Source organism: Allobosea eneae (assembly GCF_042657265.1).
Classification (GTDB): Bacteria; Pseudomonadota; Alphaproteobacteria; order Rhizobiales; family Beijerinckiaceae; genus Allobosea; species Allobosea eneae.
This window is the reverse complement of record NZ_JBHSLW010000104.1, coordinates 15,231-28,833: the sequence shown is the minus strand read 5'-3', so window position 1 is coordinate 28,833 and position 13,603 is coordinate 15,231. Positions and strand designations below refer to the sequence as shown.

Below are 13,603 nucleotides of genomic sequence, written 5' to 3'. Positions count from 1 at the left end.
CGGCCTATCAAGCTCGTGATGCCTTTTGGCCCCGGCAGCGCCAGCGACACGATCGCGCGCATCGTCGCAGACAAGCTGGGCGAACAGCTCGGCCAGCGCGTCCTCGTCGAGAACCGGGCCGGGGCGGGCGGAAACATCGGGACCCAGGCCGTCGCCAAGGCGGAGCCGGACGGCTACACGCTGATCTTCGCCGCGCCGGGCCCGTTTGTGATCAATCCGTCGCTCGGCGGCGTCCCCTACGACCCCGAAAAGGATTTCGAGCTGATCTCGCCGGTGGCGACGCTGGTCAACGTGCTCGTCGTCAACCCGGCCAAGGTGCCGGTGGCGAACGTGCAGGAGTTCATCGCGCATGTGAAGAAGCAGCCCGGCGCGATCAGCTATTCCTCGGTCGGCCTGGGCTCGTCGCAACATCTGGCGGCGGCCTATTTCGACATCGTTGCCGGGACGAAGATGGTGCATGTGCCCTATCGCTCGGGCAGTCAGATCGCGCTGGATCTCGTCTCCGGCGACGTGCCGGTGAGCTTCCAGCTCATCCCCAACGTCGTCGCGCAACTGCAGGCCGGTCAGGTCAGGCCGCTGGCGGTCACCACCAGGACGCGCAGCAAGGCCCTGCCGGACGTGCCGACCATGGCCGAGGCGGGCGTCGCCAACTACGAATCCTATGCTTGGTTCGGGCTGGCCGCACCCAAGGGAACGCCGGCGGCCGTGCTGGACAGGCTGAGCAAAGAGGTCCGGTCGGCGGTGGCGGACGCCGCAGTCCAGAAGAGGCTCATCGAGATCGGGGTGGAGCCCTCCAGCTCGTCGCAGGTCGAGTTCAAGGCCTTCGTCGCGGCCGAGCTCGCGAAATGGTCGAGCATCATCAAGGAAGCCGGCATCACGTCCAACTGACCGTCGTCGCTGGCGCTTCGGTGACGCCGGGCTCGACCAGCCAGTGCTTGCCGGCCTGGTCCTTCTGCCGCTCCAGCAGCGCCGCGACCCAGCCGGGAATGCGGGGCTCTGCCCGGTGAGGCGCATGCCCGCAGCCGGCCAAGAGATATGTCGTCACCGGGCCTGTCGTCGCATCATGCGCCAGCCTGACGTACAACTCGCTACCGAAGGGATCGGCGTCGCCCTGCAGCAGCAGGAGCGGCGCGCGGATCGCCGACAGCAACGGCGCGATCGTCCAGTCCGCGAAGGCCGGCGAGAGCCAGATGTCGCTCCAGGCCCGGAAGGCGCCATGCGGATCGTCATGGCTTCGGGCGAGCTTGCGGCGAAAGGCGGGGTCGGCCTCGAAACGCTGCGTCAGGGCGCGCGCGCCCTCGAGTGTCCGCGGTTCCGCACAGACATGAGGCGCTTCGGCAATGACGGCCTCGATCAGATCGGGCCGGCGAGCGGCCGCGATCAGGGCGATCGTCGCTCCGTCGCTATGCCCATAGAGACAGGCCCGTTCGAGCCCCAGCGAAGCCATCAACGCCGGCAGCGTCTCGCAGGCCTCGCGCTCCAGATAATCGACGCCCTTCGCCGCCCGACCGGGCTCCGAGCGGCCGCAGCCAGCGCGCGAATAGGCCAGCACGGGCCGTCCCGTCGCCTGCCGGAGCGCCTGCGGAAAGCGCTCCCAGCCATCGGCGTGACCGAAGCCGTGATGCAGCAGAATGATCGGCGGCGCTCCGGTCCCAAGTTGGCCGAACACCCGATAGTGGAGCCAGCCTCCCAGGATGAAACGCCTCGGCATCGGGGTTCAGACGGCGATCAGCTTCAGCAGGCGTTCGCGATCGACCGCGTTCTCGGCCTCGCCGCTGAAGACGATCCGGCCACGTTCGACGACATGGAAGCGATCGGCGACCGAAAGCGCCTCATGCACGTTCTGTTCGACGAGCAGGATGATCGCCCCTTGCTCGCGCAACTCGCGCACAATCGCGAAGATCTCGGCAACGATCATGGGGGCAAGCCCTTCGCTAGGCTCGTCGATCAGGACGAGGCGCGGCTTGCCGACCATGACGCGGGCCATGGCGAGCATCTGCTGCTCGCCGCCCGAGAGGGTCGTGCCGAGCTGGTGCCGACGCTCGCCGAGCCGGTGGAAGCGGTCATAGATGCCCTCGATCGTCCGCTTTTCGTCACGTGACGAACGGCCCTTCACCTGCAGCAGTCCGAGCGAGAGGTTTTCCTCCACCGTCAGCCCCGGGAAGATACGCCGATCCTCCGGCACGAAGCCGACGCCGGCATGGCAGATGCGGTCGGGCGCCAGACCCTCAAGAGTCTTGCCGTCGAGCCGGATCGCTCCGTGACTGGGCTTGACCCAGCCGGCGATCGTCTTCAGCAGCGTTGTCTTGCCGACTCCGTTGCGGCCGAAGATGCCAATGACCTCGCCCGGCCCTGCGCTCAGGTCGATCCCCTGAATGACGTGGCTCAAGCCGTAGTGGCTGTGCAATCCGCTGATGTCGAGCATGTCAATGATGTCCGAAATAGGCAGCCTGCACGGCCGGGTCGGCGCGCACGACGTCAGGGTGGCCTTCTGCCAGCTTGCGGCCTTGATGCATCACGACGACATAGTCGGAGAGATCCATGACCAGGCCGATATCGTGCTCGATGAGCAGCACGGTGACGTCCTCCGTCAGGCTGCGGACGAGCTTGGCCGTATCGGCGGTGTCGCCATGGCTCATCCCCTGCGTCGGTTCGTCCAGCAGCAGGATCTTTGGCTCCGAGGCGAGACAGACCGCGATCTCGAGGCGACGCTGGTCGCCATGCGACAGATTGCCGGCCAGTTCGTCACGCCTGTGGGTGAGCTGGAAGCGCTCGAGCATCTGGCTCGTCTTGCTCATAGCCCGCGCAGAGCGACTGATCGGCAGGAACGCGCGCCTAGCTGTCTCGAGAACCTGGGCCGCGAGCCTGATGTTCTCCGCAACCGTGAGCTCAGGAAACAGGCTGGTGATCTGGAACGAGCGCGACAGACCAGCGGCTTTGGTACGCTCGGGGGCCGCTCCGGTCATGTCCACGCCGTCGATCATGACCTGCCCGCGATGGGGCTTCAGCGCACCGCTGATCAAATTGAACAGCGTCGACTTGCCCGCGCCGTTGGGACCGATAACAGTCGTGATCTTGTGGCGCTGCGCCTGGAAACTGACCTGATCGACTGCCTTCAGGCCACCGAAGGAAATGCCGAGGTCGCGAATGTCGAGGACGGGCGTGATCACGAGACGCTCCCAGATTTGACGGCGATGGGGGACAGGCCTGCCGGCTCCGCGCTGGCCGGAGGAGTCTGCGTCCGGCGATTCAGCAGCACCTCGATGCGCGGCCTCACGAGCCCGGCGAGTCCCTTGGGCAGGAACATCACGCACAACATGAAGAGCAGGCCGATCACGATGAGATGGTGCTCCGTCCAGCTACCGATGATTGATTTCAGGATCACCAGCAGGACCGAGCCATAGATGGCGCCGATCAGCGTGCCGACGCCGCCGAGCACGACGGAGATGACGGCGTTGCCGGAGGTAGCGAAGAACATCAGCTCCGGCGAGACGAAGCCGCGCAGCATCGGGTAGAGCGCACCCGACAGACCCGCGATCAGCCCGGCCAGAACATAGGCCGCCATGCGCGCCTGCCAGACCGAATAGCCAAGGAAGGGCACGCGCCGCTCATTGGCTTTCAGTGCCGTCAAGACGCGGCCGAAAGGCGTGTCGAGCAGGTAGGCCGTCAGAGCGTAGAGGCCCATGATGAACGCAAGCACGAGCAGGAAGAAGCCAGCCGGATTGGCGGCGGAAACCGAAAACGGCCCGAGCCCGATCTCGATGACAGGAATGCCGATCATGCCATCGGAGGCACCGAGTTCGCGGGTGTTGTAGACGACCTTTGCCATGACCTGCGCCAGGCCGAAGGTGATCAGCGCGAAATAGACGCCGCGCACCCGGTTGGCGATCAGCCCTCCGATGATGGCGGCGACCAGCGTCGCCGCCAGAGCCGCGCCCATGGCGAGCCAGAAGGACGGGACCTTCATCAGCGTCAGAGCCGAGACATAGGCGCCGATGCCGAAATACAGCGCCTGGCCCAGCGAGAGCGCGCCAGAGTATCCCAACAGCAGATCGACCGAGAGCGCGAGGCCCGCGAAAATCAGCGCCTCGGTGCCGAGCCGCAGATAGAAGGTGTCGCCGGTCGCAGCGCCCATGGCGGCCAGCCCGATCGAAACCAGGACGAAGAGCAGCGCGAGCAGATGGCTCGCCCGCATGGATTGCGTCAGCCGGTCATGCATGGCCGAGCCTCCCGAAAAGGCCCTGCGGCCGGAACATGAGAAAGGCGACCATGGTCCCGAACACGATCGGATCGGTCCAGACCGGCGAGATCACGAGGCTCGCCAGTGCCTGGACCTGAGTCAGCAGCAGTCCTGCGACGACGGCGCCCCAGATCGAGCCCATGCCGCCGACGATGACGACGGTGAAGGCGAGCAGGATGAAGTCCCGCCCCATCGTCGGGAAGACCGAGTAAATCGGTGCGAGCAGGACGCCGGCGAGCCCGGCGAGGCCGACACCGAAGGCGAAGGTGCCGGCGTAGACAAGCGAAACGGGGACGCCGAGGGAGGCCGCCATGTTGCGGTCGAAAGCGGCGGCGCGGACCATGGCGCCCAGCCTCGTCCTGTAGACGACATAGGCGACCGCCAGCACGATAGCGGCGCCGATCAGGATCAGGAAGAGCCGGTAGTTCGGCAGTATGATGCCGAGGATCTCGGTCGCACCCGGGATCGGGGTGGGCGGACGCTGCGTGTTGGCGCCGAAGATGATCTTCAGCACATCCTCGACGATGAGCCCGAGGCCGAAGGTCACGAGCAGCGTCGTGACATGGCGGTCCTTCGAGTCGAACACCGGCCGGATCAGCAGGCGCTCTGCGGCCATGCCGAGCGGAACCATCAGGACCGGCACCAGCACGAGCAGGAACCAGAAGCCGATTCCGGCTGCGGCGAGCGCCAGCGCAGCATAGGCGCCTATGGCGTAGAATTCGCCATGGCTCATATTGATGACGTCGAGCATGCCGAAGATGATCGTCAGCCCCAGCGCCACGAGAACGACCGCGACCCCGAGCGCGAGCCCGTTCACGACCTGCGGAGCGAGGACGAATTGAAGATAGTCGATTGGGGTCATGGCGGTGCCTCTATGCGGTAGGCCGCGCGAAGCCCCTCTCCACGCGGAGAGGGGAACAGGTCGCGGAGCTCAGAAGCGGGCGCAGGCGTCCGGCCCGATCGCATTCTCGGCGGGGACGTTGTCGATGATGTCGAACTTGCCCTTGTTGACGCGCACGACATACATCGGCTGCATCGCCTGGTGATCGCCGGCGCGGATGCTCTTGGCCCCCTGCGGGGTCTGCCAGGTCAGGCCACGCAGCGCTTCGCGGACCTTGTCGGTCTCGGTCGAGCCCGCTTTCTCGACGGCCGCCTTGTAGGCGAAGAGCAGGCCGTAGCTGTCGGCGCCGTAAAGATCCGGATCCGTCTTGTTGGCCTCGCGGAAGGCGGCGACGAACTTCTTGTTCTCGGGGCTTTCGATCTGCGGCGAATAGCCGACGCCAGTAGCGAAGCCCTCGGCTGCAGCGCCGATCGCCGTGATGTTCTGGGAGGTCACGGTTCCGGACGCCCCGACCACTGTCAGGCCTGCGAGCAGTCCGAAGTCCTGAAGCTGCGTCAGCAGGCGCACCGTGTCGTTGCCGGCGACGGAGGTGTAGACGACCTGCGGCCGCGTAGCACGGATTTGGCCGAAATATTGGGTGTAGTCCTTGGAATCGAGCGGTGCGAACACCTCGCCACCGGTCTGCGCGCCGGATTTCTCGGCACTCGATTTGAAGGCCGCCACCGTGGAGCGGCCCATCTCGTAGTCGGGACCGAGATAGAAGACCCTTGCCTTGGGCTTCTCCTTCGCGAGCCAGGCAGCAAGTGCGACCGATTGCTGTTCGGCGCGTGCATTAACGCGGAACATGTTGGGCGAACACTTGTCGGTGGTGATCGAGTCCGCAAAGGACACCGTCGTCGCCGCGAGCTTGCCATTGCGCTCGGCGAGCTGGGCGACGGCGAGTGTCGAGCCCGAATTGACCGTGCCCGTCAGGAAGTCGACCTTCTCCACCTGGAAGAGCTTCTCGGCCTTCTGCACGGCCACGGAGGGGTTGGCCTCCTCGTCTTCGAAGACCAACGAAACCTGGCGGCCGGCAATTCCGCCCGCGGCGTTGACCTCCTTCGCAGCGAGCTCGAGGCCCCAGCGCACCTGTTGGCCGATCGGCGTGTAGGTTCCCGAAAGCGGCGTAACCACGCCGATCTTGATCGGACCGCTCTGGGCGAGCGCACTACCCGACAAGGCGGTAACGGCGAGCAGACTGCCGATGAGGGTCTTGATGGTCCCGGATGTCATGGTCGTTTCCCTTTATGTCTTGCTTGTTGTTGTCATCGTGAAGGCTTAGGCAGCCGCGCGGACTGGTTCTCCCGCGCGGGTCTTTATGGCGGTGGTCAGCCTTGCGACGCAGACGAGCCGATCGCCGCCGCGCGCGTCGATATGGACCTCCCATTCGTGGGTCTGACGGCCGAGATATAGCGGCCGGGCGGTCGCACGGATCGTCTCGCCCGGGCTTAGGAGCCGGCAATGATTGGCCTTGATGTCGAGCCCGCAGACGCTGTGCGTTTCGGCCTCGACCGCCATCTGGCTCGCCAGCGTGGCAACCGCTTCGGCAAGGGTAAGAGCGACGCCAGCCTGCATCAGGCCTACGCCCTGCACCTGCGCCGGAAGAACGGAAAGGTCCGCCGACAACCAGTCGGCCCCGATCTCAATGAAGCGAATGCCGAGCTGCTCTGCGAACGTCCCGCGCATCAGCAACGCAAGATCATCGAGCGACCAGACAGTCTTCCACAGTGTTTCGGGGCGCTGCATGGAATCAGCTTCCGATGAACTTCGGCGCGCGCTTGGCGTGGAAGGCCTCGACGCCCTCGCGGAAGTCGTCCGACTGGCGCAGGCGGCTGTAGCAGTGACCCTCGAGCTCGATCGCAATCGAGAGGGTCGAATCCTCGGTATCGTTGAGGAGCTTCTTGGCGGTGCGCTGCGCCATCGGCGAGAAGCCGCGCAGTTCCTCGACCAGCCGGTCCGTCGCCGCTTCCAGTTCGCTGTCGGGCACGCATTCTGTCGCCACGCCCCAGTCATAGGCCTGTCGACCGGGAATGCGCTTCGAACGCATCACGATGTCCTTGGTGCGGGTGATCCCGACCATCTTCTGCAGCCGGGCCGAGCCTCCGGAACCGGGGATCTGGCCGAGTTTCTGCTCGGGCAGCGCGTATTGGCAGGTTTCCGAGACGATGCGGAAATCGCAGGCGAGCGAGATCTCGAAGCCGACGCCGAAGGCATAGCCGCGATTGGCGACGACCACCGGCTTGGCGCAGCGCGCCGGCGCGGCGATGTTCCAGGCAAGCTTCGAGACATGCTCTGGCGAGGCATCGAGGAAGCCCTTGATGTAGCCGCCCGAGGAGAAGTTCTCACCAACGGCGCGCAGCACGATCACGCGGACGCGGTCGTCCTCATCGAGCGCTTCGAAGACCTTTCGCAACTGGTCGCGCTGCGGCATCGAGATCACGTTCATCGGCGGGCGGTTGAGGATGATGTCGGCACGCTCACGAGCCGCATCGATCTCGACGGTGAAGCCATCCAGATCGATCAGGGCCGGGTGGATCGGGGTGACGGCGTTCATGAGAAACCTTTCTTTGGCGAATGTGCTGATCAGGGTTTTGAGATCTTGAATTGCGATCTCAGGCAGCGGCGCTGCCGGAGGACTCGGGCTCGAACTCGCCTGCGACGAGTTGGCGACGCAGCAGCTTGCCGACGGGCGACTTCGGGATCGCCTTGACGAATTCGAAGCGGCGCGGCCGCTTGAAGTTGGCGAGCCCCGTCGCCTTGCAATGGGCATCGAGCTCTTCGGCTGTGACCGCGCCCTTACGCTGGACGAAGGCGACGACGACCTTGCCCCAGCGCTCGTCGGGCAGGCCGACGACCGCAACCTCCAACACGCCGGGATGCAGCGACAGGCAGCTCTCGATCTCGACCGGCGAGACGTTCTCGCCCCCGGTGATGATCATGTCGTCGACGCGGCCGGAGACGTAGAGATCACCGTCGGCGTCGAAATATCCGGTGTCGCCCGTGAAATACCAGCCGTCGCGCAGCGACTTGGCGTCGGCTTCGGGGCGCTTCCAGTAGCCCTCGAAAGCCTCGTCGCTCGCGGCGAGCGCGACGATCTCGCCCTCCTCGCCGGGCGCTGCGATTTCATGGGCCGATTTCGCCCCGAGCTTGACCACCCGGATCAACTGGTTGAGGCCGGCCTTGCCGGCCGAGCCCGGCTTTTCAGCGGCTTTCTGGTTGATGGTGAAGGTGTAGATTTCCGACGAACCGTAATGGTTGACGAAGAGCTCGGGGGAGAAGGCGTCCGTCAGCTGGCCGAGCAGACCGTCCGTCATCGGCGCGCCGGCGAAGCCGAGCTTGCGGACGCTGGAGACGTTGGTCTGCGCGAAGCGCGGGTGGTGGACGACGTCATGATACAGCGTCGGCACAAGGTAGAGGTTGCTGATGCCCTCCGCCTCGATCAGCTCCAGTGCCCTGGTCACGTCGAAGCGCGGCAGGCAGACGAAGACGCCGCCGATCAGCGACATGGCGATGAGCGAGCGCACGCCCATGGTGTGATAGAGCGGCATCACGCCAAGCGTGCGTTCGCCGCGGCCATAGAGGTTCTGGGCGACGTGGGCGAGGCCCGCCATGCGCTCGGCCCGGTGCCGGCGCGGTACGCCCTTGGGCTTGGCGGTGGTGCCCGACGTGTAAAGCATCAGCGACAGGGCGTCGGCCGCCACGCGCGGCTTGGCAACGGGCGCCGCTACCGCGATCATTTCGGCGAAGGTCAGTTCGGCCCGCCCGGCATCGGCGCCGACAGCAATCCGCGGGATTGCGACCGCCCTTTGGCTTTCGGTCATCGACTGGCTTGCGACGGCCTCGAAGGCGATGGCCTTGGCGTCGCAATTCTCCAGAACGAAGTCGATCTCATCTGGCTTCGCGCGCCAGTTGATCGGCGTGATCGTCAGCCCGGCAAACTGGCAGGCCCAGTGCAGGCTCGCCGCTTCCCAGCGGTTCTGGAGCACGGTGACGAGGTGATCGCCGGCTTTCAGGCCCATGCCATCGAATGCAGAGACCAGCGACGAAATTTTGTCGAGCCAATGCGCATAGGTCAGGCGGACGTCGCCGTCGACGATGGCAAGCGCATCGGGGTCCCGTGCCGCGCTCGCCATGAAGCTGGTGCCGAGGTCAAACATTGGCAGGCTCCCGACCCTGAGAGTGCGGCGCAGGCTCGCCCCGCAGGATGGCAGCGGCCTCGAGCGCCGCCCTGATGATGGGGGTGTAGCCGGTGCAGCGGCAGAGATGGCCACCGACGACCTCGCGCAGCGCCTGCTCGCTGGGGGCCGGCTCCTCGCGCAGATAGGCGTCGAGCGAAACCAGGATGCCTGCGGTGCAGAAGCCGCATTGCAGCGCATGATGGCGCCGGAACGCAGCCTGCATCACCGAAAGTCTATCCTGACCAGGCGCAAGCCCCTCGACCGTGGCAACGTCGCGGCCTTCGAGCTGGACTGCGAGCGTGAGACACGCGCGGGCAGGTTGGCCGTCGATCTGGATCGTGCAGGCACCGCAGACACCGTGCTCGCAGCCGACATGAGTGCCGGTCGCGCCCAAGCCATGGCGCAGGGCGTCGGTCGCAAGCAGGCGCGGCTCGGCCTCCAGCGAGACCGGTTTGCCGTTCAGCGTGAAGCCGACACGGTGGCGGCTTGCGGCGTTCAGGCGCGGCATCGCTTGGCCTCCTCGATCGTGGACAGGCCGAGCGAGCGCACGAGGTCGCGCCGCAGCCGCGCGGTGGCGTGGAGATCCTCGCGGGCATCGAGTTCCCAGGCGAAGACGTTCAGCGCGTCGGTGAGCGCAGAACCGTCGAGCAGGGGAAAGCTGCGGCGCTCGGGCTTGTCGGCGACGCCGGCGACAGCGAGATGGATCGCGTCGCCCGTCACGACTGCTGCGCAGCCGACGATGGCGAAGTCGCCATGGCGGCGCGCGACCTCGCGGAAGGCGTAGCCGCTTCCTGGTTTGGCGGCGGGAAAAGCGACGGCCTCGATCAGCTCGTCATCGCCCCTGTCGGTCACCATCATGCCGCCGAAGAATTCGCTCGCCTTCACGCTGCGCCGCTTGCGGCGCGAACGCAGCCGGATCTCGCCATCGAGCGCGACGAGGCAGAGTGGGATCTCGGCGCTGGGATCGGCATGGGCGACCGAGCCGCAGACCGTACCTCGTGCACGAGTCTGGTAATGGCCGAGCCAGGGCAGCGCTGCCGCCAGCAGAGGCTGTTCGCCGGCAAGGCCCGGACGCCTCATCAGTACGGCCTGACGGACGCCGGCCGACACCACGGTCGCATCACCCTCGCGCCCGATCCGGTCGAGCCCAGCGATGTTCATGATGTCGATCAGCACCGCCGGCTTGGCGAGGTGCATGTTCAACATCGGCAGCAGCGATTGGCCGCCAGCGATGATACGAGCATCGGAACCGTGCTTGTCGAGCGCCTCGAGCACCTCCGTGAGGTCGCCGGCCCGAATGTAGTCGAAGGCTGCGGGCTTCATGCGTGCCTCCGCAACAGGCGGGCGAAAAAGCCGGGCCGGGAGGGCGAGGCCTTACGCGCCAATGCCGCGAAGAACTGGCCGATGATGGCCTTGGCGGCGCCGTCAAGAAGCCGGCCTCCGATCGCGGCGACCTTGCCACCGACGGCCGCCTCATAGGTGTAGGCGATGAGCGTGCCACCGCCCTCGCCCGGCGACAGCATCACGCGGCCCGAGCCGCCGCCGGTGCCGAGCGCACCCGAGACCGAGCCGGTCAAGGTCGCGGCCTGCGGCGCGACGAGATTGGAGAGCTTGATCTCGGCCTTGTAGCGGCCCTTCACGGGACCGACGCCCAGCGTGACATCGGCCTTGAAATGCGTGTCCGACAGCTTCTTGACGCCGTGACAGCCGGGGATGATCGAGGCGAGCGTGTCGACATCGAGCAGCATCGCCCAGACCGCGTCCGGCCCCGCTGCAACCTTGGCCTGCCCTTCGCCACGCAAAGCGCGGTCACCGGGCTTTGCCGTCACGGCAGTCTTCGCGGCCGTCCGATGGGATGCGGGAAGCGAAGGCTCAGGCGCGGCGACAAGGGCGGCGACCCTGGCAGGCGTCAGCGGAAGGTCGAGTTGCGCGACGCCGAGCGCGTCGGCGACCGCATTGGCAAGGCAGACCGGCGTCGACATGCAATTGCCTTCGCCGACGCCCTTGGCGCCGAGCGGCGTGAAGGGCGACGGCGTCTCGATATGCAGAATGTCGATATCGGGCGTCTCGGTCGCCGTTGGGAGCAGGTAGTCGGCGAAGGTGCCGGTCAGGAAGGCACCGTCAGCGGCATAGGCGAGTTCCTCGTAGAACGTCGCACCCAGCGCCTGGGCGAAGCCGCCCCGGATCTGTCCGTCGACCATGCCGGGATGCAGGATCCGTCCACAGTCATGCATGGTGACGTAGCGGTCGATGCGGACCTTGCCGCTTCCGGGCTCGACCTCGACACCGGCCATATCGAAGATGAAGCCGTGGCAAAGCGATGAATTGACCTGATCGTCCTCGCTCGGCGCAGACAGCTCGGGCGGCGTCCAGAAGGCAGTCTCGCGGATCGCCTGGTCGATACCGGCGGGCAGCAGCGCCGGCGACCAGTGGCTCAACGCCGCGACGCGGCCGAATGGGATCGTCTTGTCGGGTTGGCCCTTGGCGAAGACCGCGCCACCGGCGAATCCGATCTGACCTGGATCGGCACCCAGCTGGCTTGCCGCGATCAAGCCGAGCTTGTCGCGCAGGCGGGTGGCGGCGAGATGGGCAGTGCCGGCGACAGCGGCGGCGAAGCGGCTGGAGTAGTTGCCCGAGGCGATCGACCAGGCGTCCTTGCCCGTATCGAGATCGGCGACGATACGGACGTCATGGTGCGACAGGCCGAAAACATCGGCGACGACCTGCGCCAGCACGGTGCGGTGGCCCTGGCCCTGCGGCACCGAAGCGACATGGACGCTGACCGAGCCGACCGGATCGAGCGACACCGTCGCGGTGGCCTGGGCACCGTTCTTCGGCCCGGCCTTTTTCCGCTCGGCGGCGGTCAGAACAGTGGTGATGTAGCCCATATTGGAGACGCTGGGTTCGACAGCAGCGGCAAAGCCGATGCCGTAGCGCCTGCCGGCGGCACGGGCGGCATCGCGACGAGCCTCAAGCTCGGCGAGCCGGCCCTCGGCCAAGGCGAGGTCGAAGGCCTGGACGTAGTCGCCGGAATCGTAGAGCGCGCCCGAGGCCGTGCGATAGGGAAAGGCGCCGAACGGAATCAGGTTGGCGCGGATCACCTTGAGCGGATCGAGCCCGAGCTCGACCGAGATCCGTTGCATCAGCCGCTCCAGCGCGTAGTAGACCTGCGGGCCGCCAAAGCCGCGCACGAGACCCGTCGGAGCCTTGTTCGTCAGCACGACGCGGTTGCGGATGGCGAGATTCCGGATGTCGTAGGCCCCGGTCATGTTGCCATGCATGCGGTAGAGCGTGGCAGGCTCGGGGGCGCGCGGATACGCGCCGCAATCCTCGACCTGATCCCAGTCCAGCGCGGTGATGCGGCCCTCCGCCGTGACGGCGGCCTTCAAGGTCGTGACGCGGTTGGTGGCGGCGACGGCCGCGCCCAGATGTTCGAGCCGGTCCTCGATCCATTTCACCGGCCTGCCGGCAATGCGCGCGGCAATGCCGATCAGTACGGCGTAGGGCGCGACGCCCTGCTTGACGCCGAAGCTGCCGCCCGAATCCGGCGGCATGCGCAACCGCAGGCGGTTGCCGGGAACCTTCAGGCAGCGCGCAAGCACCGCATGGATGCTGAAGGGGCCCTGGAAATTGGCGAGGATGTCGTAGGCGTCTTCATCAGGATCGTATTCGGCGACGACGCCAAAGGTCTCCATCGGCGCGCCGGTGTTGCGCGGATAGGCGATGGAGACGGAAACCTGATGCTCGGCTTTGGCGAAGGCCGCCTCAGGGTCGCCGTAGCGAAAATGCCGGTCGCTGACGAGGTTGGCGCCAGCTCTCTCATGCAGCAACGGCGCGTCAGGCTCGAGAGTCGCGAGCGTATCGACGACGCAGGGCAGCGCGCTGTATTCGACCTCGACCGCGTCGACTGCGTCCTCGGCGAGATAACGATCCTGCGCCACCACGATGGCGACGGGCTCGCCGACATAGCGCGCGCGCTCGACTGCCATCGGCCAGTTCTCGACCGCGACCTTGAGGCCCGCGACCATGGGCGCAGTGAGCTTTGCAAGGTCGCGACCGGTGATGACGGCCACGACGCCGGGCATGGCGGCAGCAGCGGTAATGTCGATCCCGAGAATGTCGGCATGCGCGTGAGGCGAGCGCAGAATCGCCGCCTGAAGGGTACCGGGCCTCGTGCCGAGATCGTCAACGAAACGCCCGCGGCCGGTCAGCAGAGCCGCGTCCTCGACGCGCTCCACAGATTGACCGGTCCACGAAATGGTTTGGATTTTCACTGACGTCTGCTCCCGAGGACGCTCTTGAGAA

Annotated in this window: 13 protein-coding genes; 1 reads left to right on the top strand and 12 read right to left on the bottom strand. The window is 66.3% G+C overall.

Translation table 11 applies throughout. The features are described from left to right. The first annotated feature begins 18 nt into the window (after positions 1 to 18). Positions 19 to 888, top strand: a complete 870-nt coding sequence (locus tag ACFPOB_RS29840) for a Bug family tripartite tricarboxylate transporter substrate binding protein (protein WP_377801795.1) — start codon at positions 19 to 21, stop codon at positions 886 to 888. On the opposite strand, the gene ACFPOB_RS29835 is transcribed toward ACFPOB_RS29840, so the two are convergent. The 12 genes from ACFPOB_RS29835 to ACFPOB_RS29780 form a co-directional block, all read right to left on the bottom strand. Further along, a complete protein-coding gene (locus ACFPOB_RS29835; RefSeq protein WP_377801794.1) occupies positions 875 to 1,711 on the bottom strand; it encodes an alpha/beta fold hydrolase in 837 nt (278 codons plus the stop codon). The genes ACFPOB_RS29840 and ACFPOB_RS29835 overlap by 14 nt on opposite strands. Positions 1,712 to 1,717: 6 nt before the next feature. Further along, positions 1,718 to 2,425, bottom strand: coding sequence for an ABC transporter ATP-binding protein (locus tag ACFPOB_RS29830; protein ID WP_377801793.1), 708 nt, complete (start codon positions 2,423 to 2,425; stop codon positions 1,718 to 1,720). A 1-nt stretch (position 2,426) separates the two neighbouring features. After that, complete coding sequence (locus ACFPOB_RS29825; RefSeq protein WP_244639024.1) at positions 2,427 to 3,170, bottom strand: ABC transporter ATP-binding protein; 744 nt, start codon at positions 3,168 to 3,170, stop codon at positions 2,427 to 2,429. Then, positions 3,167 to 4,219: a branched-chain amino acid ABC transporter permease gene (locus ACFPOB_RS29820; protein WP_173048870.1), complete on the bottom strand. Its 1,053-nt coding sequence runs from the start codon at positions 4,217 to 4,219 to the stop codon at positions 3,167 to 3,169. Before ACFPOB_RS29820 ends, ACFPOB_RS29825 begins: the two co-directional genes overlap by 4 nt. After that, complete coding sequence (locus tag ACFPOB_RS29815) at positions 4,212 to 5,102, bottom strand: branched-chain amino acid ABC transporter permease (RefSeq protein WP_173048872.1); 891 nt, start codon at positions 5,100 to 5,102, stop codon at positions 4,212 to 4,214. Before ACFPOB_RS29815 ends, ACFPOB_RS29820 begins: the two co-directional genes overlap by 8 nt. 69 nt (positions 5,103 to 5,171) lie before the next feature. Beyond that, positions 5,172 to 6,353, bottom strand: a complete 1,182-nt coding sequence (locus ACFPOB_RS29810) for an ABC transporter substrate-binding protein (protein ID WP_377801792.1) — start codon at positions 6,351 to 6,353, stop codon at positions 5,172 to 5,174. A 45-nt stretch (positions 6,354 to 6,398) separates the two neighbouring features. Then, positions 6,399 to 6,866 (bottom strand): PaaI family thioesterase, encoded by a 468-nt coding sequence (locus ACFPOB_RS29805; RefSeq protein ID WP_377801791.1) that lies wholly within the window; start codon positions 6,864 to 6,866, stop codon positions 6,399 to 6,401. Positions 6,867 to 6,870: 4 nt separating this feature from the next. Continuing rightward, entirely contained in the window at positions 6,871 to 7,674 is an 804-nt protein-coding gene (locus tag ACFPOB_RS29800) for an enoyl-CoA hydratase/isomerase family protein (protein ID WP_173048894.1), read from the bottom strand. A 58-nt stretch (positions 7,675 to 7,732) separates the two neighbouring features. Beyond that, positions 7,733 to 9,277, bottom strand: a complete 1,545-nt coding sequence (locus ACFPOB_RS29795; RefSeq protein ID WP_173048896.1) for an AMP-binding protein — start codon at positions 9,275 to 9,277, stop codon at positions 7,733 to 7,735. After that, positions 9,270 to 9,806, bottom strand: a complete 537-nt coding sequence (locus tag ACFPOB_RS29790; protein ID WP_377801790.1) for a (2Fe-2S)-binding protein — start codon at positions 9,804 to 9,806, stop codon at positions 9,270 to 9,272. Before ACFPOB_RS29790 ends, ACFPOB_RS29795 begins: the two co-directional genes overlap by 8 nt. After that, on the bottom strand, positions 9,794 to 10,621 hold the full coding sequence (locus tag ACFPOB_RS29785; RefSeq protein ID WP_377801789.1) for an FAD binding domain-containing protein: 828 nt from the start codon (positions 10,619 to 10,621) through the stop codon (positions 9,794 to 9,796). The genes ACFPOB_RS29790 and ACFPOB_RS29785 overlap by 13 nt, the downstream gene beginning before the upstream one ends. Next, complete coding sequence (locus ACFPOB_RS29780) at positions 10,618 to 13,572, bottom strand: xanthine dehydrogenase family protein molybdopterin-binding subunit (protein WP_377801788.1); 2,955 nt, start codon at positions 13,570 to 13,572, stop codon at positions 10,618 to 10,620. The genes ACFPOB_RS29785 and ACFPOB_RS29780 overlap by 4 nt, the downstream gene beginning before the upstream one ends. Positions 13,573 to 13,603 lie beyond the last annotated feature (31 nt).